The organism is Shewanella sp. SP2S2-4, assembly GCF_031932025.1.
Classification (GTDB): Bacteria; Pseudomonadota; Gammaproteobacteria; order Enterobacterales; family Shewanellaceae; genus Shewanella; species Shewanella baltica.
This window is the reverse complement of record NZ_JAUOER010000028.1, coordinates 34,879-58,657: the sequence shown is the minus strand read 5'-3', so window position 1 is coordinate 58,657 and position 23,779 is coordinate 34,879. Positions and strand designations below refer to the sequence as shown.

At 44.5% G+C, this 23,779-nt stretch carries 25 protein-coding genes; 9 read left to right on the top strand and 16 right to left on the bottom strand.

The features are described 5' to 3' along the window. Nucleotides 1–9: 9 nt before the first annotated feature. The 10 genes from atpH to mioC all read right to left on the bottom strand — a co-directional run bounded on the left by atpH (nt 10) and on the right by mioC (nt 8,056). Complete coding sequence (gene atpH / locus Q4Q54_RS18640) at nt 10–543, bottom strand: F0F1 ATP synthase subunit delta (RefSeq protein WP_006083842.1); 534 nt, start codon at nt 541–543, stop codon at nt 10–12. Nucleotides 544–558: 15 nt separating this feature from the next. Beyond that, entirely contained in the window at nt 559–1,029 is a 471-nt protein-coding gene (atpF, locus tag Q4Q54_RS18635) for a F0F1 ATP synthase subunit B (protein WP_006083841.1), read from the bottom strand. Nucleotides 1,030–1,066: 37 nt separating this feature from the next. Beyond that, entirely contained in the window at nt 1,067–1,318 is a 252-nt protein-coding gene (atpE, locus tag Q4Q54_RS18630) for a F0F1 ATP synthase subunit C (RefSeq protein ID WP_006083840.1), read from the bottom strand. Between the two features lie 64 nt (nt 1,319–1,382). Continuing rightward, nucleotides 1,383–2,177 carry a F0F1 ATP synthase subunit A gene (gene atpB, locus Q4Q54_RS18625; protein ID WP_106648792.1) on the bottom strand — a complete coding sequence of 265 codons (795 nt, stop codon included), beginning with the start codon at nt 2,175–2,177 and terminating at the stop codon, nt 1,383–1,385. 12 nt (nt 2,178–2,189) lie between these two features. Beyond that, nucleotides 2,190–2,573 carry an ATP synthase subunit I gene (locus Q4Q54_RS18620; protein WP_105250794.1) on the bottom strand — a complete coding sequence of 128 codons (384 nt, stop codon included), beginning with the start codon at nt 2,571–2,573 and terminating at the stop codon, nt 2,190–2,192. Nucleotides 2,574–2,798: 225 nt separating this feature from the next. Then, nucleotides 2,799–3,677 carry a ParB/RepB/Spo0J family partition protein gene (locus tag Q4Q54_RS18615; RefSeq protein ID WP_006084765.1) on the bottom strand — a complete coding sequence of 293 codons (879 nt, stop codon included), beginning with the start codon at nt 3,675–3,677 and terminating at the stop codon, nt 2,799–2,801. Between the two features lie 9 nt (nt 3,678–3,686). Next, nucleotides 3,687–4,475 (bottom strand): ParA family protein, encoded by a 789-nt coding sequence (locus Q4Q54_RS18610; protein WP_006083836.1) that lies wholly within the window; start codon nt 4,473–4,475, stop codon nt 3,687–3,689. Between the two features lie 73 nt (nt 4,476–4,548). After that, nucleotides 4,549–5,169, bottom strand: a complete 621-nt coding sequence (gene rsmG / locus Q4Q54_RS18605; protein WP_311989231.1) for a 16S rRNA (guanine(527)-N(7))-methyltransferase RsmG — start codon at nt 5,167–5,169, stop codon at nt 4,549–4,551. 117 nt (nt 5,170–5,286) lie between these two features. Then, the gene (gene mnmG / locus Q4Q54_RS18600) at nt 5,287–7,176 is read right to left on the bottom strand and encodes a tRNA uridine-5-carboxymethylaminomethyl(34) synthesis enzyme MnmG (RefSeq protein WP_311989230.1); all 1,890 of its coding nucleotides are present in this window, start codon (nt 7,174–7,176) and stop codon (nt 5,287–5,289) included. A 439-nt stretch (nt 7,177–7,615) separates the two neighbouring features. Continuing rightward, the gene (gene mioC, locus Q4Q54_RS18595) at nt 7,616–8,056 is read right to left on the bottom strand and encodes an FMN-binding protein MioC (protein ID WP_261273093.1); all 441 of its coding nucleotides are present in this window, start codon (nt 8,054–8,056) and stop codon (nt 7,616–7,618) included. A 250-nt stretch (nt 8,057–8,306) separates the two neighbouring features. Between mioC and Q4Q54_RS18590 the strand changes: the two genes are divergently transcribed. After that, nucleotides 8,307–9,860 carry a POT family MFS transporter gene (locus Q4Q54_RS18590; RefSeq protein WP_311989229.1) on the top strand — a complete coding sequence of 518 codons (1,554 nt, stop codon included), beginning with the start codon at nt 8,307–8,309 and terminating at the stop codon, nt 9,858–9,860. 81 nt (nt 9,861–9,941) lie between these two features. Here Q4Q54_RS18590 and mnmE read toward each other — a convergent pair whose 3' ends face one another. The 5 genes from mnmE to rpmH all read right to left on the bottom strand — a co-directional run bounded on the left by mnmE (nt 9,942) and on the right by rpmH (nt 13,790). Beyond that, complete coding sequence (gene mnmE, locus Q4Q54_RS18585; protein ID WP_311989228.1) at nt 9,942–11,303, bottom strand: tRNA uridine-5-carboxymethylaminomethyl(34) synthesis GTPase MnmE; 1,362 nt, start codon at nt 11,301–11,303, stop codon at nt 9,942–9,944. 127 nt (nt 11,304–11,430) lie between these two features. Beyond that, nucleotides 11,431–13,056 carry a membrane protein insertase YidC gene (gene yidC, locus Q4Q54_RS18580; RefSeq protein ID WP_311989227.1) on the bottom strand — a complete coding sequence of 542 codons (1,626 nt, stop codon included), beginning with the start codon at nt 13,054–13,056 and terminating at the stop codon, nt 11,431–11,433. Between the two features lie 3 nt (nt 13,057–13,059). After that, nucleotides 13,060–13,314: a membrane protein insertion efficiency factor YidD gene (yidD, locus tag Q4Q54_RS18575; RefSeq protein WP_006083829.1), complete on the bottom strand. Its 255-nt coding sequence runs from the start codon at nt 13,312–13,314 to the stop codon at nt 13,060–13,062. Continuing rightward, complete coding sequence (rnpA, locus tag Q4Q54_RS18570) at nt 13,281–13,637, bottom strand: ribonuclease P protein component (RefSeq protein WP_006083828.1); 357 nt, start codon at nt 13,635–13,637, stop codon at nt 13,281–13,283. Before rnpA ends, yidD begins: the two co-directional genes overlap by 34 nt. Nucleotides 13,638–13,652: 15 nt before the next feature. Further along, nucleotides 13,653–13,790, bottom strand: coding sequence for a 50S ribosomal protein L34 (gene rpmH, locus Q4Q54_RS18565; RefSeq protein WP_006083827.1), 138 nt, complete (start codon nt 13,788–13,790; stop codon nt 13,653–13,655). 446 nt (nt 13,791–14,236) lie between these two features. Here rpmH and dnaA point away from each other — a divergent pair, with 446 nt between their 5' ends. From dnaA to gyrB, 4 genes are all read left to right on the top strand, one after another. Continuing rightward, complete coding sequence (gene dnaA, locus Q4Q54_RS18560; RefSeq protein ID WP_006083826.1) at nt 14,237–15,625, top strand: chromosomal replication initiator protein DnaA; 1,389 nt, start codon at nt 14,237–14,239, stop codon at nt 15,623–15,625. Between the two features lie 19 nt (nt 15,626–15,644). After that, nucleotides 15,645–16,745, top strand: coding sequence for a DNA polymerase III subunit beta (dnaN, locus tag Q4Q54_RS18555; protein ID WP_006083825.1), 1,101 nt, complete (start codon nt 15,645–15,647; stop codon nt 16,743–16,745). 201 nt (nt 16,746–16,946) lie between these two features. Beyond that, nucleotides 16,947–18,029, top strand: coding sequence for a DNA replication/repair protein RecF (gene recF, locus Q4Q54_RS18550; protein WP_311989226.1), 1,083 nt, complete (start codon nt 16,947–16,949; stop codon nt 18,027–18,029). Between the two features lie 16 nt (nt 18,030–18,045). Next, on the top strand, nt 18,046–20,463 hold the full coding sequence (gene gyrB, locus Q4Q54_RS18545) for a DNA topoisomerase (ATP-hydrolyzing) subunit B (protein ID WP_220776523.1): 2,418 nt from the start codon (nt 18,046–18,048) through the stop codon (nt 20,461–20,463). Between the two features lie 81 nt (nt 20,464–20,544). Here the strand turns inward: gyrB and Q4Q54_RS18540 are convergent, their stop codons facing one another. Next, the gene (locus Q4Q54_RS18540) at nt 20,545–21,207 is read right to left on the bottom strand and encodes a glutathione S-transferase family protein (protein ID WP_311989225.1); all 663 of its coding nucleotides are present in this window, start codon (nt 21,205–21,207) and stop codon (nt 20,545–20,547) included. Nucleotides 21,208–21,448: 241 nt separating this feature from the next. On the opposite strand from Q4Q54_RS18540, the gene Q4Q54_RS18535 reads away from it, so the two are divergent. Genes Q4Q54_RS18535 through Q4Q54_RS18520 form a run of 4 tightly spaced genes read left to right on the top strand, consistent with a single transcriptional unit; the run spans nt 21,449 to nt 23,694 of the window. Then, nucleotides 21,449–21,751 (top strand): cytochrome C, encoded by a 303-nt coding sequence (locus Q4Q54_RS18535; RefSeq protein WP_311989236.1) that lies wholly within the window; start codon nt 21,449–21,451, stop codon nt 21,749–21,751. Between the two features lies 1 nt (nt 21,752). Continuing rightward, the gene (locus tag Q4Q54_RS18530) at nt 21,753–22,979 is read left to right on the top strand and encodes a sulfite oxidase (RefSeq protein WP_311989224.1); all 1,227 of its coding nucleotides are present in this window, start codon (nt 21,753–21,755) and stop codon (nt 22,977–22,979) included. Continuing rightward, complete coding sequence (locus tag Q4Q54_RS18525) at nt 22,979–23,362, top strand: cytochrome C (protein WP_311989223.1); 384 nt, start codon at nt 22,979–22,981, stop codon at nt 23,360–23,362. The genes Q4Q54_RS18530 and Q4Q54_RS18525 overlap by 1 nt, the downstream gene beginning before the upstream one ends. After that, entirely contained in the window at nt 23,359–23,694 is a 336-nt protein-coding gene (locus Q4Q54_RS18520; protein ID WP_220591571.1) for a c-type cytochrome, read from the top strand. The genes Q4Q54_RS18525 and Q4Q54_RS18520 overlap by 4 nt, the downstream gene beginning before the upstream one ends. Nucleotides 23,695–23,779: the final 85 nt, after the last annotated feature.

Here is a 23,779-nt window from a genome sequence, read left to right as displayed (position 1 = left end):
AACTCCCAATTACGACTGCAGCTTATCAGACAGACGCGATAACTTACCGCGGACCGAGCCATCGATGACTAGGTCTCCTGTCTTAATGATTACACCGGCGATGAGCGCGGCGTCAGTGCTGCAATTCAGCTTAACTTTGCGTGCGAGACGTTTCTCTAAAGAAATACTAATCTGCTGTTGTTGTTCAGAGCTCAGCTCAGTTGCAGAAACCACATCGGCTTCCACTTCTTTTGCCCACTCATTACGGTATTCAGTAAATAACTGAGATACAGCAGGTAGTACCTTTAAGCGACCGTTTTCAGCCATTACCTTTATCAGGTTCTGACCTTGCACATTGACTTGCTCACCACACACACTAATAAAGAGTGCTGCGAGCTTAGTGCTGGCTAAAGAGCCAGCTAACAGTGGTTGCATGGTTTCGTTTTCACTCACCAATGCGGCAAACGTAAGCATTTCTGCCCATGAATCCACTGCATCTTGTTCAATAGCAAAGTCAAAAGCTGCCTTTGCGTAAGGGCGAGCGATGGTGGTTAATTCAGCCATAACTCAACTCCCTTATCAAATTTCAGCGACTAGTTTATTAACTATGTCACTGTGGGCGGCTGGATCAATAGAACGCTCAAGGATCTTCTCAGCACCCATGATGGCAAGAGTAGCAACCTGCTTACGCAGATCCTCTTTGACGCGATTACGTTCAGCTTCAATTTCTGCTTTACCCTGAGCGATGATTTTAGCACGCTCAGCGTCTGCTTCGGTTTTGGCTTCTTCAACTATTTGAGCTTTACGCTTGTTAGCTTGCTCAATAATTTCATTAGCCGTTACCTTGGCTTCTTTTAGTTGGTCAGTCGCTTTCGCTTGTGCCAACTCCAGGTCTTTTACCGCACGATCAGCATCAGCTAGACCGTCAGCAATCCTTTTTTGGCGCTCTTCGATGGCATTCATCAAAGGGGGCCATACAAACTTCATGCAAAACCACACGAAGATGATAAAGGCGACCGTCTGACCGATTAGGGTAGCGTTGAAATTCACAACAGCCTCCTATTTAGAGTTAAGACAGAAGCGTTTTTTACAGCATTGCACCCAGTGGGTTGGTAAACAGCATGAATAATGCGATACCAACACCGATCATAGTTACGGCGTCAAGAAGACCCGCTACGATGAACATTTTAACTTGTAGCATAGGAGCCATTTCTGGTTGACGCGCAGCGCCTTCCAAGAACTTGCCGCCTAATAAGCCGAAACCGATTGCAGTACCAAGAGCACCCATACCAATCAGCAGAGCAACAGCGATAGCTGTCATGCCTAAAATCGTTTCCATCTGTATCTCCAGTATCTAAATCTGTATTAGTTGATGATTTAGTTTAAAATTTCTTCAGCAATCCTTAATGATCTTCATGCGCCATGCTTAAATAAACAATGGTCAACATCATGAAGATAAACGCTTGCAGTGTGATAACCAAAATGTGGAATATTAACCAACCCAGTTGTAGAGTCACACCTAGGGAAGATAATAACAAGTTGGTACCATACATCAGCGCAATAAGGATGAAGATCAACTCACCTGCGTACAAGTTACCAAAGAGTCGCAATGCCAATGAAATTGGCTTAGCTATCAAAGTAACTGTCTCTAATAGGAGGTTGACGGGTATCATTGCCTTATGGTTAAAGGGCTGTAGTGTCAGTTCTTTAACAAACCCAGACACACCTTTGACCTTAATGCTGTAGAAAATAATCAGCACGAACACACCAATAGCTAAGCTAAAGGTAATGTTAACGTCAGTCGTCGGAACCGCTTTAAGATATGGAATACCCATTAAACTTGCTGCGTGAGGCAGCCAATCTACCGGGATCATATCCATGAAGTTCATCATGAATACCCATACAAAAATGGTCAGAGCTAAAGGTGCGATCAGAGCATTGCGACCATGAAAACTTTCTTTCACGCTGTTATTTACGAACTCAACGATCATCTCAACAAAACATTGCAGTTTGCCAGGAACACCGGAAGTCGCTTTTTTACCAACGCTGCGGAAAATCCACAGGAACAGAACACCAAGACCAACCGAAAAGAACAACGAATCAATGTGCCATGTCCAAAAGCCTTCACCAACACTTAAGTTGGTAAGGTGATGTTGGATATAGCCCTGCGGTGTTAACGCTTCACCAGTTGCAGCCATGATTCATCCCACTTAACTTTGCTTGAAGTATAAAGGAGCTGTCCAATGCACGATTAGCGTCAACACATAACAAACAAAAAGCGGCATAAAAGCGACCTTAAGATTGATAAATACAAACGAAAACATTGCGATGGTTAACAGCAACTTTACCGCTTCCCCCCAGTAAAAAGTCTTTATGACTTTTGCAGCTGAACTTGCTCCCGTGTGGGAGAAAGCGAGGGTTGCGAATACAAAATTAGGGAGCACAGCGATTGAACCACCTGCTAACGCAGAATAGCCAAACTGAACTCCCCACACGGCGAAAAAGAGAATTGAAGCACCCCCAGCGACCGCCGCCTGCATCATCACCAATTTATAGGCTGACCACCGGCCACGACGCGCTAAAACCTTACTCAATTCATCCTCTCCGCATTCATACTTTTTGTTTCGATGACCGGATGACAAATACCCGTATTTATGTCGATGCACAAAAAGCTTGCGAAAGTATACCTTTTCACGCCTTCATTGCAACTTTGAGATAAGGAAAAACAACACTTTTAACGTGATCTAGCGCCAAACGAGTTAAAATGTAAGATTAGCATCTGTCACAAATTTACATTAAAAACTGTTAATCTACAGACATTAATGAATTTTACTAAGAATTCCGTCTAATTCAGCCAGATTCTGATAGTTAATTACAATTTTACCTGTGCCCTTACTACTATGAGCGATAGAAACCTTGGCACCTAATCTTTCAATTAACTGCTGCTCTAAACGACAAACATCTTGATCTTTAGTCGTAGTTTCGGCTTGTTTAGGCGGATTTAAGGTTTGATTAATTAATCGTTCAGTTTCGCGAACGGTTAATTCCTTAGCGGCCACTAATCTCGCAAGATTTGTTTGTTCTTCTCCCTCAATTGCTAACAAAGCGCGAGCATGACCCATATCGATGTCGCCATACTCGAGTAGACGTTTTACTGGCTCATTTAAGCCGTTTAAACGTAACAAGTTAGATACACTCGCTCTGGATTTTCCCACAACATCGGCAACCTGTTGGTGAGTCAGTTCAAATTCTTGCATTAAACGTTGTAATGCAATGGCTTCTTCCATGGCATTTAAATCTTCACGCTGGATGTTTTCAATCAAAGCGATAGCAACAGCGGCCTCATCGGGCACTTGTTTGACTATGCAGGGGATTTTATTTAAGCCAGCAAGTTGAGAAGCACGCCAGCGACGTTCGCCCGCAATGATCTCATACATGTCGTTTGCCACTTGTCTTACAACGATGGGCTGAATAATGCCTTGGTTGCGGATAGAATGCGCCAGTTCTTCCAACGCTTCGGGAGACATGTCTTTACGAGGTTGATACTTACCCGGTTGTAATAAGTCTAAATCGAGATGGATAAGCTCTTCTTTTTTATCGACAACATTAGCTTCGTCAGTGTGTTTTTTACTGGCGGCATGGCTGTTACTCAGTAGGGCATCTAACCCTTTGCCTAATCCTCTTTTCTTTAACGTCATGGTGATCCTTTACGCTTGCTTAGCCTGAGTTTGTTGTTCTGAACGACGGATCATTTCACCCGCAAGCGCTAGATACGCCTTGGCGCCGGCACTCGATTTATCGTAATACATAGCAGGCGCACCAAAACTTGGCGCCTCAGCCAGCCTGACATTACGTGGGATCACAGTACGATATACCTTGTCACCAAAATGCTGTTTTAGCTGATCGGACACATCATTAGACAAACGATTACGCGGATCGTACATAGTGCGTAAAATGCCTTCAATGCCAAGCCCTGGGTTAACCATAGCGGCAAGTTTAGTGATGGTATCAATCAGCGCCGTTAAGCCTTCTAGGGCATAGTATTCGCACTGCATAGGCACGAGCACAGAGTCAGCCGCTGACATAGCGTTCACAGTCAACATGTTCAATGAAGGAGGGCAGTCGATAAAGATATAATCATATTGATCTTTTATCGGTGCGAGCGCGTTACGCAAACGGATTTCACGCGCAAAAAACTCCATCAGTTTGATCTCTGCCGCTGTCACATCGCCATTACTGGCGATCAGATCATACTTACCCGCAGTGTTTTTAATGACGATCTCATCGAAGGTTTTTTCTTCAACCAATAATTCGTAGGCCGTATTTTCGACCTCGTATTTATCGACACCACTACCCATAGTGGCATTACCTTGGGGATCAAGATCGATCAATAATACTTTACGTTTTGTTGCTGCTAACGAAGCGGCGAGGTTAACGCAAGTAGTTGTTTTTCCTACGCCACCTTTCTGGTTAGCCACGGCAATCACTTTACCCACAATATCACCCTGTATGTAAATGCTGGTTTATTGCCCTTACTTAAAAATGATTTATTCATCACTTTCAAGCCTGTTATTCTTTGATTATTTTCAATAAATGTCTTTGTTCATCGAGTTTAGGCACCTTAAGCTCGATGACTTCTTTCACTGCAAATCCACTTGGAATATGTTGCATCTCTTCATCATTTAACTGGCCTTTAAGGGCATAAAACTGCCCATGATCGGCGGGTAAATGATGGCACCAAGTCAGCATATCTTGGATTGAAGCAAATGCACGACTTAATACGCCGTCGAATTTTTGCTCTGGTTGATAAGCTTCTACGCGGCTTTCAACTGAGCTGATGTTATGAATGCCTAATTCAAAGGACACTTGTTTTTGAAAACGAATGCGTTTACCTAAGCTGTCCAATAACACAAATTGTTTATCGGGATTCATAATCGCTAACGGGATCCCAGGTAAACCGGGTCCTGTGCCCACATCGATAAAACGTTCACCTTGTAGATGTTTTGAAACCACTAAGCTGTCCATTATATGGCGGATCAACATGGCTTCGGGATCTCTCACCGATGTCAGGTTATAGGCTTTATTCCATTTGTTGAGCATGCCAACAAAATCAATTAGTTGTTTTTTTTGCTCGGCGGTTGCGGGCAAATTAATTTCGGCTAAATAAGCCTCTAACTGGGCAGATAACACTGAGCAACCTCAACAAAGATACGATTATGAACGCGAAGGCTATTATGAAGCCCGAAAACGATGAAGGGAAGCCTGAATGCTTCCCTTCTATGACCTAAGCAGCGATTAAGCTAGCTTTTACGCACTCTTACGTAATAAGCCACGCTTTTTGAGGTGAACCAACAAAATTGAAATAGCCGCAGGGGTAATACCAGAGATCCGTGACGCTTGACCTATGGTTTCAGGTTTGTGGTTATTTAACTTAGCAATCACTTCGTTCGACAAGCCCGGTACTTCTTTGTAATCGAGCGTCAAAGGTAAACCTGTGTTCTCATTACGCACGGCTTTGTTGATCTCTTCCTGCTGGCGTTGAATATAACCAGAGTACTTCACTTGGATCTGAACTTGTTCAGCTGCTTGTGGATCTTCAAGCCCAGGACCAAAACCTTCAATCTGCATTAACTTGCTGTAATCCATTTCTGGACGACGCAGTAACTCTTCAAATGACGCTTCGCGAGAGATCGGCGTATTCAAATGTGGGTTTAACGCATGGATCAAAGGCGAATTTGGATGTACCCATTGGCCACGTAGCCTTTGCAGTTCAAGTTCAATGGATTCTAGCTTTTCACTAAATGCTGCCCAGCGAGCGTCGTCGACTAAACCAAGTTCGCGACCTTTGGCCGTTAAGCGAATGTCGGCGTTATCTTCACGGAGTAACAAACGGTATTCGGCACGGCTAGTAAACATGCGGTACGGTTCTTTGGTACCCAGAGTCGACAGATCGTCAACCAGTACCCCAAGATACGCTTCGTCACGGCGTGGACACCAAGCTTCTTTGCCTTGCACTTGCAGCGACGCATTCATGCCCGCTAATAAACCTTGAGCACCGGCTTCTTCATAACCTGTAGTACCGTTTATTTGGCCAGCGAAGAATAACCCGTTGATCGTTTTGGTTTCTAGTGAGTTTTTCAGATCCCTTGGATCGAAATAATCATATTCGATCGCATAACCTGGACGCACTATTTCGGCGTTTTCCATACCTTGGATCGAACGCACTAAATTCAACTGTACATCGAAAGGTAAACTAGTTGAGATCCCGTTAGGGTAGATCTCATTAGTATTTAAGCCTTCAGGTTCGATGAAGATCTGATGCGAAGATTTGTCCGCAAAGCGGTGGATCTTGTCTTCAATCGATGGGCAGTAACGTGGGCCTATACCCTCGATTACGCCAGAATACATTGGACTTCTGTCTAAACCACCACGAATAATTTCATGGGTTTTCTCATTGGTATGAGTGATCCAGCAAGAAATTTGCTTTGGATGGTGACTGACATCGCCCATAAACGACATCACAGGCAATGGAGAATCACCTTTCTGTTCAGCCATTTGAGAAAAATCAATCGTGTTTGCATCGATACGTGGTGGGGTACCCGTTTTTAAACGGCCTACACGGATCGGTAATTCACGTAAACGATTGGCTAAAGCAATGGCTGGTGGATCGCCTGCACGGCCACCGCTGTAGTTCTCTAACCCTATGTGGATTTTGCCGCTTAAGAATGTACCAGTTGTTAATACAACGGCTGGAGATTCAAAAGCTAATCCCATTTGAGTCACTACGCCAACAACTTGATTATTTTCAACAATTAAGTCATCAACGGCTTGTTGGAAAATACGTAAATTAGGTTGGTTTTGTAATATGTTTTGGATCTTTTGACGATACAAGGCACGGTCAGCTTGTGCACGTGTTGCTCGTACGGCAGGGCCTTTGCTTGAATTCAAGGTTCTAAATTGGATCCCTGCATAATCGGTTGCGATCGCCATTGCACCACCTAAGGCGTCAATTTCTTTCACTAGGTGGCCTTTGCCTATGCCACCGATCGCTGGATTACATGACATTTGTCCTAACGTATCGATATTGTGCGTTAGTAATAATGTTTTTGATCCCATTCTTGCTGCAGCCAACGCGGCTTCAGTTCCGGCATGACCACCACCAACAACAATAACATCAAACCGTTCATGAAAATGCATGCCACTACCTTCAATTGCTAAGAGACTCAGTACGAGCCGAGTATTTTAGCATTTGCTTTGCGCTAGGTGAATGATCATTTTACCTTGATCGATCGAGATGATCCGGACTAATAGATATTAAGATCTTTATATAGATCTTCTTATTATGTTTACTATTAGGATCGCGTTTTTCTGTGTATAACCCAAATTAAGTATATAAATCATTAATTAGCGCGATCTTGATCCTGTGATCTGATCGCGATCTAACGCCATTAAACATGGGGATAGATCGCCTACTTATCCACAAGGTGGATCATTAAGCAGATCGGACTGTGAATAGTACAGAGGTTGATCAGATCTAAATAATACCTTATCCACATGTTTATACTTTAAATAAGTAAATTGTGGATAAATAGGATCTAAACTGTACATAGATCTCGACCTTATCCAATAAGCGATCTTAAATATCCTGTTGCCATTGTGCTAACCATGCAAGCGCTGGGTCTTCTGGCACAGGATCAAGTTGTACATCGATCTGGATCTTATCCACAAAGGCTTTTGCATCGCAGTCTTGAATCGCTGAAATGAGTTTTTCAGGGCCTTGGCAAAAGGTGTCATAACTTGAGTCGCCAATTGCACATAAGGCAAAGTTCACTTGGCTGAGATCCGGTTTTTGTTCGGTAATTTCGTTGAAAAAGGGCTGGATATTATCTGGAAGATCACCCGCGCCGTGGGTAGATGACACGATAATCCATAGTGCATGGGTGTCGATTTCGCACAGTGTTGGAGTTAAATGCACTTGAACTTGGTGCCCTTGATCCGTTAATTGCGCCATCATTTCGTCAGCAACATACTCTGCACTGCCCAATGTTGTGCCAACTATTACTTCAATCTTTGCCATTATGATTTCTCAGTGTGTTGTTGTTTTTAAAACAAATTTCAATTAAATAGATAGCTCAATGGCTATTATTATGTTCATCATAAAGGAAATGTGGATCGGACCACAGAAGCAATACGTGATTTTTGCAGTTTTTGCATCCTTTATATAATGTTGGTTTGGCTTACATGTTACCTTTAGCTTCTTGATACAAAATTAATATATTTACCAATTTAATTTCATTTTAAATCAAATAATTATAATAGGATGTTCTATGACAACACCCGTAAATGCGCCCCAGTGGCCACGGCAAATTCCTTACATCATCGCCAGTGAAGCTTGTGAACGTTTTAGCTTTTACGGTATGCGGAATATTCTTACCCCATTCTTGATGACAGCACTTTTGTTGTCTATTCCAGAAGAACTACGTGGAACTATGGCTAAGGATGTGTTCCATTCCTTTGTCATTGGAGTGTACTTTTTCCCATTACTCGGTGGTTGGATTGCTGATCGTTTTTTCGGTAAATACAATACTATCTTATGGTTAAGCTTAATTTACTGTGTTGGTCATGCGTTTCTCGCTATTTTTGAACACAGCATTCAAGGGTTTTATACGGGATTATTTTTAATTGCGCTCGGATCGGGTGGGATTAAGCCCTTGGTTTCTTCCTTTATGGGAGATCAATTTGATCAAACCAATAAAACATTGGCGCAGAAAGCGTTTGATCTGTTTTATTTTACGATTAATTTTGGCTCCTTCTTTGCCTCGTTATCTATGCCATTACTATTGAAATATTATGGTGCTGCGGTCGCATTTGGGATCCCTGGTGTCTTGATGTTTATTGCAACTGTGTTCTTCTGGTTAGGCCGCAAACGTTATGTGCATATGCCACCCGAACCGAAAAATCCCCATGGTTTTTTACCCGTTATTCGTACCGCATTGCTCACTAAAATCGCTGGCCAAGCCAACATAGGTTTAGTGTTAGCTTTAGTTGGGATCATTTCTGCAGCGTATGCCTTAGTCAATATTCCAACCTTAGGTATCGTTGCTGGTTTGTGCTGTGCGTTAGTGCTTGTTATGGGATTTGTTGGCGCAGGGGCTTCATTGCAACTCGAACGGGCTAGGGGGATCCATCCGGATATCGCCGTTGATGGTGTGCGTTCAGTTCTACGGATCTTAATCTTATTTGCGTTAGTGACTCCCTTTTGGTCTTTGTTCGATCAGAAAGCGTCCACTTGGATATTGCAAGCCAATGACATGTCAAAACCGGCATGGTTTGAACCTGCCATGATGCAAGCGTTAAACCCATTATTAGTTATGTTACTGATCCCATTTAATAACTTTGTGTTATATCCGGCGATTGAGCGCATGGGGGTAAAGTTAACTGCTTTGCGTAAAATGGGGGCTGGGATTGCCATCACGGGAGTGAGTTGGATAGTCGTTGGTAGCATTCAATTGGTGATGGATGGCGGCTCGGCATTATCAATATTTTGGCAGATTGTGCCCTATGCTTTGCTCACCTTTGGTGAAGTATTAGTTTCAGCCACAGGGCTAGAGTTTGCCTACAGTCAAGCGCCTAAAGCTATGAAAGGCACTATCATGAGTTTTTGGACCTTATCTGTGACCGTCGGTAACTTATGGGTGTTATTGGCGAACGTCAGTGTGAAAAGCCCTGCTGTGACCGAACAGATTGCCCAAACTGGGATCAGTATTACCGCATTTCAGATGTTTTTCTTCGCAGGTTTTGCCATCTTGGCAGCATTGATATTTGCGCTTTATGCAAGGTCCTATCAAATGCAAGATCATTACCGCCACGTCGAATCATAAAGATGGATGGAAATATTCGGTTGTAGATAGAAAATCAGCCCATATTGTATGGGCTGATTTATATGGAACTAATAAGGTTAGTTATTTCCCGATACAGAAAGAGCTGAAAATCTTGCCGAGTAAATCGTCAGAAGTGAAGCGGCCAGTGATCTCAGATAGTGCTAATTGGCACATACGTAGCTCTTCCGCTAGCAGCTCTCCGGCAAGGTAAACCTCTAACTGCTCTTTACCTAATAGCAGGTGTCCTGCGGCTAATTCAAGGGCTTCTAAGTGACGACGACGGGCGATAAAGCCACCTTCGAGATTACTCTGATAACCCATAAGTGACTTCAAGTGTTGCTTTAATTCTTCAACACCTAAGCCTGTTTTAGCCGAGATCCGGTAGACGCTATAACCTTGTTCTTCGGTCATCATTAAGTCTTCGCCCGTGAGATCGGCTTTATTACGGATCACTGTCACGCCTAAATTGGAGGGCAGGCGATCGACAAAGTCAGGCCAAATAGCATGGGGATCGACAGCGGCGGTTGTCGTGCCGTCCACCATAAATAGCACGCGATCGGCGCTATTTATTTCATTCCATGCGCGTTCAATACCAATTTGTTCTACCGTATCAGTGGTATCACGCAGGCCTGCGGTATCAATAATGTGCAGCGGCATACCATCTAAATGGATATGTTCACGTAATACGTCGCGTGTTGTTCCGGCAATTTCAGTCACAATGGCCGACTCTTTACCCGCTAACGCATTCAGTAAGCTTGATTTTCCGGCATTGGGACGACCGGCAATCACCACTTTCATCCCTTCACGAATGATAGAACCTTGCTTGGCACTGGCTTGCACTAGGTCGAGTTTGTCGATGATTCTATAGAGAGCATTGGCAATCTTGCCATCACTTAAAAAGTCGACTTCTTCATCGGGGAAATCAATTGCGGCTTCAACGTATAAACGCAGGTTAGTGACTTGGTCCACCAGCTCGTGGACTTCCTTAGAAAATTCACCTTGTAGTGATTGCAGCGCGCTTTTAGCGGCTTGCTCACTGGTGGCGTCGATAAGGTCGGCAATGGCTTCGGCTTGGGTTAAGTCGAGCTTATCGTTCATAAAGGCTTGTTCGCTGAACTCGCCTGGTTTTGCGATACGAATGCCACCGACTTCCATTACCCGTTTGATCAACATATCGAGGACGATTTGGCCGCCGTGGCCTTGAAGTTCCAGTACATCTTCGCCAGTAAAGGAATTAGGTCCTTTAAAGAATAGCGCTATGCCTTGGTCTATCACTTGGCCCGATGCACTTTTAAAATCGCAATAATCGGCATATCGGGTTTTAGGAAGATGACCTAATACGGCCATAGCGACATCACTGGCTTTGTCGCCTGAAATTCGAATGATGCCTACGCCGCCACGTCCGGGCGCGGTGGCTTGAGCCACAATAGTGTCAGTTGTCATGGAAATACCCACCAAACTAATATCTACTAAATCATGTAAAGGAAAAGGCGGCCAATTAAGCCGCCTTTTAGTGTCATGCGTTCACATTAATCTGTAACGATGCGCTAGAGTCTTGGAAATCTTAGGCTTATTTTAAGCCTTTTTTCTCAAGACCTGCATAAATAATCTTCTGCTGCGTGATAGCAACTATGTTACCCACTAACCAGTACAGTACTAGACCCGCTGGGAACCAGAGGAAGAATACGGTAAAGATCACTGGCATCCATTGCATCATTTTCACTTGCATAGGGTCCATAGTCGGTGCAATAGGTTGCATCTTCTGCATCACAAACATAGATACGCCCATCAGCAACGGTAATATGTAGTAAGGATCTTGTACCGATAAATCGTGGATCCACAACATAAATGGTGCGTGACGTAATTCGAAGCTTTCTAACAATACCCAGTACAAGGCAATGAAGATTGGCATCTGTAAAATAATAGGTAAACAGCCACCCATAGGGTTAACTTTTTCTTTCTTATACAGTTCCATCATGGCCTGACCCATCTTTTGACGGTCATCACCAAAGCGTTCTTTCAAGTCAGTCAGTTTAGGTTGCAGGTTACGCATTTTCGCCATTGAGGTGTACTGCGCTTTTGTCAGCGGGAACAGTAAACCACGAACGGTTAAGGTGATCAGAATAATCGCCACACCCCAGTTACCGACGAATGATTGATAGAACATCAATAACCAGTGGATTGGTACGGCTAACCACCATAGGAAGCCGTAATCGACCACTAGGTTTAAGGTATCAGAGATGGCTGACAGTGCTTTTTGATCCTTAGGACCGACATAGAACTGTGAGCTAATTTCTTGGGTCGCACCAGGTGCAATATCATGTACCGCGCCGCGGAAACCAATATTGGCTAAACCGCCCGCACTGACACTAGAGAAAATAGTGTTGCTGTCGGTAGCCGGTGGGATCCACGCCGAAACGAAGTAATGTTGTAGCATGGCAGCCCAACCACCCAACGTTGCTTGGTTCAGGTTGCTTTTCGCCATGTCATCAAATTTGTATTTCTCATAACGCACATCTTGCGTAGAGAATGCGCCGCCACGATAGGTAGGCATCATCATGCTGCTTTCAGACGGTTTAATCGTTTGTTTTATTTGACCGTACATTTGAACTTGCAGTGGAGCAGCTGAAGTATTGTTGATTTTATAGTCAACATCTACGTTGAACTTACCGCGATGGAATACAAACACTTTAGTGTATGTCACGCCATTATCGCCGACATAAGTTAACGGCACTTCTAAAGTGTCTTGACCTTCGGCTAAGGTATATTCAGTCGCTGCAGTGCTAAATGTGGCACGGCCTTTGGCGCTGCTGTCGATACCATCGCGACCTATAAGGCCGCTCTGGGCGATATAAGTGAAATCTTTCGTTTGCTCAAGCAACACGAAGGGTTGATCTTTATCCTGTTCCATCTTGTGCGAAACTAACGCAGCAAAAACGATGTCACCACCGATTGGATTAATTTGAACATCCAATTGGTCTGTTTTCACAGTAATCAGTTTGCTGGTTGCTGTCACTGCTGCAGGAACACCTGTATCAGCTTCTGGAACATCGGCACTGTGTGAGTTTGCCGCGTTCGCCACTAAGGACGATTCGGTTGCAACTGGTTTAGGAGCTTTGTCTGCTTGCCACTGTTGCCACAGCAAAAAGCTGACAAACAGTAGTCCTATGAGCAATATATTGCGTTGAGATTCCATAGCCTATTTATTACACCTGTCATTTTTAGGGGGGACGGGATCACTACCGCCGGGATGTAAAGGGTGACATTTTAATATGCGTTTCAATGCAAACCAACAACCTTTCGCGGTTCCATGCACTTTTATTGCTTCAATAGCGTAGTGAGAGCAGGTGGGATTGAAACGGCATCGAGGGCCCAGTATAGGGCTTATGAATACTTGATAGCCACGAATTAACGTGGTCGCTAGCCATTGTAGCGGCGACTGAGTTTGCGCCATAGCTTTTCTATCAATTTGTTGATTTCAGCGTTTTCCATTTCCATCACGCCATTTCTGACAAGCACAACAATATCAAGATGAGGAATGTCGTGTTGATTTAAGCGAAAACTATCTCTGATCACACGCTTAATACGGTTACGTTGATTGGCGCGTTTTACAAAGCGTTTGGCAACAGTAAGGCCCATACGCGGATGTTGTTCCGTGTTAGGAATAGCGAGCAAGGTAATTTCAGCAGAAGATGCTTTGATGGGATTGGAAAATACAGATTTAAATTGCGCGGGAGTTAACAAACGTAACTCCCGCGAAAAGGTATAGCTAGTCAACTAGTTACCCACTTATTAAGCAGATAAACGAGCGCGACCTTTCGCACGACGACGTGCAAGCACCTTACGGCCGCCTACAGTAGCCATACGAGCGCGGAAGCCGTGAGAACGCTTGCGCTTCAGGTTGCTAGGTTGAAAAGTACGTTTACTCATGATGGCAATCCGTCTTTGTTAATTAGTGAACATATCCTTATCTCTAGGATAGAGGTAAGGGCAAAAAAGAGGCCGAATTGTAATCACAATACTTAGTCACGTCAACAACGAAAGTAAGTAAGTGCTTTATTTCTGCCAGCGTATCCTTTGATCAATCCCCAGAATACACCATAAGATGTGGATAACTCTGTGTACGGACACTACATATAGTAGTGCAGGGGATCTTCGAGCCGATCGAAGGGGCGCCATTATAGATCAATGTGGATCGCTTAATAAAGCAGGATTTGCGGATAGTGCAGAATAAAAGGATCGTTTTGGATCTTTGATGATCGAGGATATCCACACAGAATGATCTCGCTGGGGATAAATATTTTTTAAGGATAGCGATCCTTGAGATCTCGCTATAGAATACACCTCTTTTTTGATGATCTTTTGGGGATAACTAAGTGGCTGTTTCACTTTGGCAACAATGTATCGGACGATTGCAAGATGAGCTTTCTGCTCAGCAGTTCAGTATGTGGATCAGACCGTTACAAGCCGAAATGGATGGAGATACTCTGGTGCTTTATGCGCCCAACCGCTTCGTGCTTGATTGGGTCAGAGATAAGTACATCAATATCATTAATCAGTTCTTTACTGAGCAGATGGGCAGCGATGCACCTAAATTGCGTTTCGATATTGGTAGTCGTCCTTCGGCGAAAAAGCCAAGTGTGCCAGCACCTATAGCGCCAACTCGTGTAGCTAATACCCAAACTAAAGCGACAGTAGGCACGACGTTTAACGTCCAAGCCGAGCCGATGGCGAACGCGAATCACCGCAGTAATATCAATCCTAGCTACCAGTTTGATAACTTCGTAGAAGGTAAGTCGAACCAATTAGGTAAGGCTGCGGCGTTGCAAGTTGCTGAAAATCCAGGTGGTGCTTATAACCCATTATTCTTATATGGCGGAACAGGTCTAGGTAAGACTCACTTGTTGCACGCTGTCGGTAACGGGATCATTAAAAATAATCCGAATGCCAAAGTGGTTTACATGCATTCCGAGCGTTTTGTCCAAGACATGGTTAAAGCGCTGCAAAACAATGCGATCGAAGAATTTAAACGTTACTACCGTAGCGTCGATGCTTTGTTTATCGATGATATTCAATTTTTTGCCAATAAAGACAGATCCCAAGAGGAATTCTTCCATACCTTCAATGCCTTGCTTGAGGGGAATCACCAAATAATTTTGACTTCAGATCGTTATCCAAAAGAGATCGACGGTGTTGAAGACAGATTGAAATCTCGTTTTGGTTGGGGTTTAACCGTGGCGATTGAGCCACCAGAGTTAGAAACCCGCGTGGCGATTTTGATGCGTAAAGCCCAAGAGAGCGGCATTAACTTGCCCGATGAAGTGGCCTTCTTTATTGCTAAACGTTTACGTTCAAACGTGCGTGAGCTAGAAGGGGCGTTAAACCGCGTTATCGCTAACGCTAACTTTACTGGTCGACCAATTACCATTGATTTTGTTCGTGAAGCTTTACGTGACCTCTTGGCACTTCAAGAAAAATTAGTCACTATAGACAATATTCAGAAAACCGTAGCTGAATACTACAAGATCAAGATGGCTGATATGTTGTCTAAGCGCCGTTCACGCAGTGTCGCGCGGCCAAGACAAGTGGCAATGGCGTTATCCAAAGAATTAACTAACCAAAGCTTGCCGGAAATTGGTGATGCTTTTGGTGGTCGAGATCACACCACAGTGTTGCATGCCTGTCGTAAGATTGCTCAGCTACGGGAAGAGAGCCACGACATTAAAGAAGATTATGCTAATTTGATTAGAACCTTATCTTCTTAAAACAAGGAATTTGGACACTATGAAATTCTCAATTGATAGGGATGCCCTATTAAAGCCGTTGCAATTGGTGTGTGGTGCGGTAGAAAGACGCCATAATTTGCCCATTTTGTCTAACCTCCTTGTAGAAGTAAGTGGTCACTCACTTAAGCTGACCGGAACAGATTTAGAAGTCGAACTCGTGGGCCAAGTTGTGGTTCACGGTGATATCGAAGAAGGTCGTACTACGGTTCCGGCTAAAAAGCTGCTCGATATTGTTAAGTCTTTGCCAGAACAAAGCGAACTGAAAGTCGAACAACAAGATAATAAATGGTTGCTGCGTTCAGGCCGTAGCCGTTTTTCCTTAGCGACTTTGCCCGCAGAAGAATATCCCAACGTTGAAGCCTTCCAAGCTGAGATTGAATTTAGCTTGAAGCAGGGCGTGTTGAAGTCGATTATCGACTCAACGCAATTTTCTATGGCTAACCAAGATGTGCGTTATTACCTCAACGGTTTATTGTTTGAAACTGAAGGTAATGTGTTGCGCGCTATTGCGACCGACGGCCACCGTTTAGCCTTAAGTCACCGCACGATTGAAGCACAATTACCTGAAAAACAAGTCATTGTTCCACGCAAAGGCGTAATGGAAATGGCACGTTTATTGGAGTCGGACGATCTCGATATCGCGATTGCCATTGGTGATAATGCCATTCGTGCCACTACGGCTAACACTGTATTTACCAGTAAATTAGTCGATGGCCGCTTCCCTGATTATCGCCGTGTATTGCCAAAGGGCGGTGATAAAATAGTGATTGCGAGTCGTAATCACCTGAAGCAAGCGCTGACCCGCGCATCGATTTTATCTAACGAAAAATTCCGTGGTGTGCGTATTCAACTCGAAAATGGTCTGCTCAAGATCACCGCTAACAATCCTGAACAGGAAGAAGCGGAAGAGATCATCGATGTGGAATACAATAACCAAGCCTTAGAAATTGGTTTTAACGTCAGTTATTTACTCGACGTGCTCAACAACCTTAAGTCCGATGATGTGCGTATTACGCTCATTGATGGTAACTCCAGCGCCTTAATCGAAAACCATTTGGAAGAAGATTCCATGTATGTGGTTATGCCGATGCGCTTATAAACCATCGACTTTTACGTTACCCGTGTCTGTAGCTCTGTCTCCGATAGCTATGCCGCTTAATTGCGGCACAGTGTTTAATACGCAGCATTGGCCATTCCTTCACTCATTTACCGATAGCCTTAGCCTGTGGCAGCGATTGAGTTGCCTGTTAAGTGTTATGAATCCTTGCCTTCGCCGTTTACGCGGCTTAATGAGTAATGCATGAGCCTGACCCGTCTCAATATCGAAGCGTTTCGCAACATTCAGTCCGCACAGTTAATCCCTGCACCTGGGATTAACTTGATTTATGGCCAAAATGGCAGCGGCAAAACCAGTATTCTTGAGGCGATTTATTTCCTCGGTATGGGGCGTTCGTTTCGCAGTCATTTATCCCAGCGAGTGATTAATATCGACGACGATAAGTTAACCCTGTTTGCGACCTTAAATTTAGCGCTTGGTGACAGTAAAATCGGTTTACGCCGATTCCGCAGTGGTGAGACTGAAGTAAGAATCGATGGTGAAAAAGTCAAACGTCTGTCGACTTTAGCCGAAACCTTACCTATCCAAGTGATCACGCCTGAAAGCTTTTCGCTGCTGTTTGAAGGCCCAAAATCACGTCGACAATTTATCGATTGGGGCGCATTTCATGCTGACCCACAGTTTTATGGCGCTTGGACGAATGTTCGTCGGGTTCTTAAGCAAAGAAATCAATTGCTTAGGAATGGTTCAGCTTATAGCCATATTCAATTTTGGGACCAAGAGTTTGTGCGTTATGCCGAGCAGGTTACTGAAATACGAAACCATTATGTAGACTCGTTAAATGAGCTACTTAAGGGTATAATCGGGGAGTTTTTACCGAGTGTAGATGTGAAGGTTTCATTTACCCGCGGCTGGGATAGTAAAACGGATTTTGCAGAACTACTCGAAAACCAATATTCCAGAGATTTGGCCACAGGTCATACCGTCAGCGGTCCCCATAAAGCTGACCTTAGACTTCGTGTAGGCACTTTGCCGGCGCAGGATGCCCTGTCCCGTGGTCAATTGAAATTATTAGTCTGTGCACTGCGTATTGCACAGGGAAAGTTGCTCAAACAACAAATAGATAAACACAGTATTTATCTTGTGGATGATCTTCCATCCGAGTTGGATGCACAGCATAGGCAGCTATTGCTAAAGCAGTTAGTGGATACAGGTGCACAAGTGTTTGTCACTGCCATTGAGCCTGCAGCAATAGTCGATTCGTTACACACACCTCCCAGTAGGATGTTTCATGTGGAACAGGGACGTGTAACGGTAATTGAATAACCATTGAGAGAATAATATGTCAGAGAATAGTTACGATTCTTCGAGTATTAAGGTCCTTAAGGGCCTTGATGCAGTACGTAAGAGACCTGGGATGTATATTGGTGACACCGACGACGGTACGGGTCTACATCATATGGTGTTCGAAGTAGTCGATAACTCTATCGATGAAGCCTTAGCCGGCCACTGCAGCGATATTACCATTACTATCCATGTCGATGGTTCGGTTTCTGTTAAAGATGACGGCCGTGGTATTCCGGTTTCTATACATGAGGAAGAAGGCGTATCGGCTGCTGAAGTTATCATGACGGTATTGCATGCCGGTGGTAAGTTCGACGATAACTCTTATAAAGTGTCTGGCGGCCTCCACGGTGTGGGTGTCTCGGTTGTAAACGCTTTATCTAAAAAGCTGCAAATGACTATTCGCCGTGCGGGCAAAGTGTACGAGCAGTTTTATACCCACGGTGTGCCTGATGCGCCAATCAAAGAGATTGGTGATGCGACTAAAACGGGTACTGAAATCCGTTTTTGGCCAAGTGAAGATACCTTCAGCGATGTTGAGTTTCACTTTGAAATTTTGGCAAAACGCGTACGTGAATTGTCATTCTTGAACTCAGGCGTCGGTATTCGTTTAGTTGATGAACGTGACAACAAGAATGAATTCTTCAAATACGAAGGCGGTATTAGCGCATTCGTCGATTATTTGAACCGTAATAAAACTCCCGTCAATAAAGACGTATTCCACTTTATGCAAGAGCGTGAGGATGGTATTACCGTTGAAGTGGCGATGCAGTGGAATGATGGTTATCAAGAAAATATTTTCTGTTTTACCAACAATATTCCACAGCGTGATGGTGGTACTCACCTAGCGGGTTTCCGTGGCGCCTTAACGCGTAACTTAAACAACTACATGGAAAACGAAGGCTATAACAAGAAAGGCAAAACTAACGCGACAGGCGATGATGCCCGTGAAGGTTTGACCGCCGTTATCTCTGTTAAAGTGCCCGATCCTAAGTTCAGCTCACAAACTAAAGATAAGTTAGTTTCGAGTGAAGTGAAATCTGCGGTTGAACAAACCATGGGTGAGAAGCTGAACGATTATCTGCTGGAAAACCCAGCCGATGCTAAGTTGATTGTCGGTAAAATTGTCGATGCGGCCCGTGCCCGTGAAGCGGCGCGTAAAGCCCGTGAAATGACCCGTCGTAAAGGCGCGCTCGATTTAGGTGGTTTGCCAGGTAAGCTGGCCGATTGCCAAGAAAAAGATCCTGGTCTTTCAGAAATTTACATAGTGGAAGGTGACTCTGCTGGCGGTAGCGCTAAGCAGGGACGTAACCGTAAGAACCAAGCGATTCTGCCACTGAAAGGTAAAATTCTAAACGTTGAGAAAGCCCGCTTCGATAAGATGTTGTCTTCTCAAGAAGTGGCCACACTGATCACGGCGCTTGGTTGTGGTATTGGTCGCGACGAATATAACCCAGATAAAACCCGTTATCACAACATCATCATCATGACGGATGCTGACGTCGACGGCTCGCACATTCGTACTTTGCTGTTGACCTTCTTCTTCCGTCAAATGCCTGAATTGATTGAACGTGGTTATGTGTATATTGCTCAGCCACCACTATTTAAAGTGAAAAAGGGCAAGCAAGAACAGTATTTGAAAGACGAGCCTGCATTGACTCAATATCTTACGACTCAAGCATTGGATGGCACTATTGTGTACCCAACGCAAGGTGCGATTGGTATGTCAGGTGAGCCGTTAGAGCGTTTAGTGACTCAGTATCGTGAAGTGGAAGCCATTGTTGCCCGTTTAGAGCAACGCTACCCAACGCACATTACTAACCGTATGCTTTACCACCCAATGATCACCAACGAGATGTTGGCCGATGAAGGCAAGATGAAAGAGTGGATCGATGCCTTTATCCATGAGCTGGTGGAAATGGAAAGCAGTGGCGTACTGTATTCTGCTGAGCCGATTCTCGATCCTGAGCGTAAAGTGTATCTGCCTAAGATCACCATTCGTAAACACGGTATCGATACTAACTATCTGTTTACTTATGACTTCTTCCAATCAAGCGATTATCAACGTATCGGTAAGTTAGGTGCGGCCTTGGATGGCATGATCGAAGAAGGCGGCTATGTACAACGCGGCGAACGTGTTAAAGAAGTCGGTAGCTTCCTTGAAGCGCTAGATTGGACGATTTCTGAAGCCAAACGCGGCTTATACATTCAACGTTATAAAGGATTAGGTGAGATGAACCCTGAGCAATTGTGGGAAACTACAATGGATCCTGAATCACGCCGTATGTTGCAAGTCACGATTGATGATGCCGTGGGTGCCGATCAGTTGTTCACTTGTTTGATGGGTGATCAAGTTGAACCTCGTCGTGAGTTCATCGAAGCGAACGCATTGAACGTGGCTAACTTAGACGTTTAATGCGCGTTAAGTGATTAGCAGTACGTAAATGATTAAGGGAAAGCCAAGGCTTTCCCTTTTTTATTTCTATGATTTATCCCTTTATCGATCAATACCCGCTTCATCCGCTGCAACAATTTCAGTCTCAGCTTTAGCCGCACTCATCCACGCCTGCATTTCCGGACAGCTGATCACATGCTGAATATAGGCACGGCTTGCCTGCGAGACTTCAACACCGTAGGTGATAAAGCGCATGACCACAGGGGCAAACATCATGTCGGCAATCGACCATTGGCCAAATAACCAAGTACCTTCGGCATTTGATGGTGCAAACTCGGCCATTTGTGCTGACCAAATCGCATCGATGCGCTCAATGTCTTTGCGGACTGCATTAGTGATCTCAACATAACGGCTCGCGCGTATGTTCATTGGTAGAGCGTTACGCACGGCATTAAAGCCAGAATGCATTTCACTGGCTATCGATCTAGCCTTGGCTTTTTGTTTAGGATCTTGCGGCCATGCGCTACCGGCAAGATAGGTGTCGTTGAGGTATTCACAAATTGAGAGTGAATCCCATACCGTGATATCGCCATCGACTAATGTCGGTACTTTTAACGTCGGCGAAATGGCTTTGAGTTGCTGATAAAAGCTGTCGGTATCGAGTTGCAGTAATATTTCGTTGAACTGCACGCCAGATTTCGCGGCCATTAACCAAGCCCGCAGTGACCAGCTAGAGTAGTTTTTATTGCCAATATAAAGATCCATTGTTTGTCCTTGAGTGAAATGCCGAGTGTTTCTGCAAAGCTACTATATGGGCTCATTTCACCTATGACTAATGAATATTTTACCCATTCTACATCCGCTAATACGCGTCATTTCTCTTGAGCTTTCGAATCACTTTTATTGAATTTAAATCACTAACCGCATTGAGATAATTTAACCATATCTTAATTACTTCGTTCGATGGGAACTCGTCGGGATGAAGACTAACTGGCGAGATAAATGGATGTGGCAGCGAGTGATTTACCCCGTAAGTACACTGATTTTTATGCTATCAGCGGTGGCAAACGCCGATGAAGCTAATAAGTTATTGAATATGTGTAAGGCCTGCCATGGCGAGTCCGGTGTGAGTCGTTTTGAGCATATCCCTAATATCGGATGGCAAAACTCGGATTACCTGTTGAAGCAACTGCGAGCCTTTAAGGCGGAAAATCGCCAAGATCCCACAATGACTAAAGCCGCTCAATTGTTGAGTGAGGCTGATATGCAGCTGATGGCGGATTACTTTTACCTCGGAAAGGATAAATAACATGGATCTTAATCGTCGGGTTTTTATTAAAGGGGCGGTAGCGACGTCTGTGTTATCTGCCTTACCCGTTAAGTGGGTATTTGCCGATCAGCTTCCCGCAGCCGTCACTCCTCTGGATATATCAGCATTAACTTGGACTAAGGCTGAGGATTTACCTAGTTACTTCAACGTGTTAAACACTCATCCACTGAATGCGTTTCCGCCGGAGCATAAACTCGCTCCTGCCGTGACGCCTGCTGATGCCTCATTTATCCGTTGGAATGGCATAGTGCCCGATTTTAAGGCGCTGGATGCTAAGACTTGGACTTTTAAAGTGGATGGCGAGTCTGTTATCACTCCAAAAACCTACACAATCGATGAACTTAAGCGCCGTTTTAAGCATTACACATTAGAGTTACTGATTGAATGTGGTGGCAATAGTCGTTCAGGCTTCTTTCCTAGCACGAAAGGCAATCAATGGAATAATGCCGGCGTATTTTGCTCCGAGTGGACGGGTGTGTTAGTGAGTGACGTGCTTAAGGATTGCGGTATTAAAGCCGATGCTGTTTATACGGGTCATCACGGTGTTGATCGGCATTTGAGCGGTAAAGGTGAGGCGATTTCACGCGGTGTGCCAATAAAGGCGGCGCTCGAAGAGCTGGGACTCATTGCATGGTCGATGAACGGCGAGGACATTCCTTATCTACATGGATATCCCTTGCGTATTGTGTTTGGTGGACGGCCGGGCTCCGTTTCGCAAAAAGCCGCTACGGGGATCAGTGTGCGCAATAAAGTGCATGATGGACATAAAATGGCAGCGCCAGCATATCAACTCCCTAAATATCCGATAGCGCCAGGTGAGTCCGTTGATGATAAAGACTATAAAATCATAGAAGAAATGATAGTGAAGTCCTTGATTACCGATCCTCAATCGGGAACAGAATTAGCCGTGGGCCAGAAGATAGCCATCGCAGGCCACGCTTGGGCGGGATTACGGGAAGTCGTTAAAGTGGAAGTGAGTTATGACTATGGCACCCGCTGGTATACCGCTGAGTTAGAAAAACCTAAAAACGTAGCGGCATGGCAGCAGTGGAAGATTGAATTGCAATTACCGTCGCAGGGCTATTATGAAATCTGGGCCAAAGCGACCGATAGTGAAGGTGATAGTCAGCCAGTCGTACAACCGCAATGGAATCCTAAGGGATATATGTTTAACGGCTGCCACCGTATTGCCGTGAGGGTGGTGTGATGAAATCGCATATCAATCAATTGATAGTGTGCGGGTTACTTTTCACTGGGGCGACGTTCGCTGCAGAGTATCCCGTGGACCCTCAATCGGGCCTCATTATGGCACCCGGTTGGGAGTTGGTTAATTATCAATGCAATGCCTGTCACACCAGCATGATTGTTACCCAAAATCGCGGTGATAAAGCGTTTTGGCAAGAAACCTTGCAATGGATGGTGGATACTCAAGGCTTATGGGACTTGTCGGATACTTGGAAGCCGACATTGAGCTATCTCAGTACTTATTATGGCCAAGCTGAAATGGATATGACTATCTTTAGGCGTCTGCCCATTGAATCAAGCCAGTTGCCTCCGCCTGTTAAGCCTGCCGTTAAGAAATCTCAATGAAAGCGTTTATCGTCAGTTTGCTCGTCTTGTGCGGTTTATCCACAGCGGTTTATGCAGAAGGTTATCAAGCAGATATTGAACGTGGTCAGGTGCTGGCTACGGCTCAATGTGAGTCATGCCATGGCAATGTGGTGATCACTATGGCTAAACAATTCCCAAACTTGAAGGGACAGAAAATAGCTTATCTCAATAAACAGCTTGTTGATTTTAAAACTGGTTTACGAGTAGATCCTTTGATGCAGGCGCAAGTCAGCGCGTTAAGCTCTGAGCAATTGCAAGATGTGGCGCTGTTTTATAGCCAGCAAGTTACACCGAACCTAAGTGCGAATTAGCGTTATTATGGGGACGATTTGAATGAAGTCCAATGTAGCTTGCTAGGAATGCAGGATGATGTTTCTTGGCCGCGATGATGAAGCG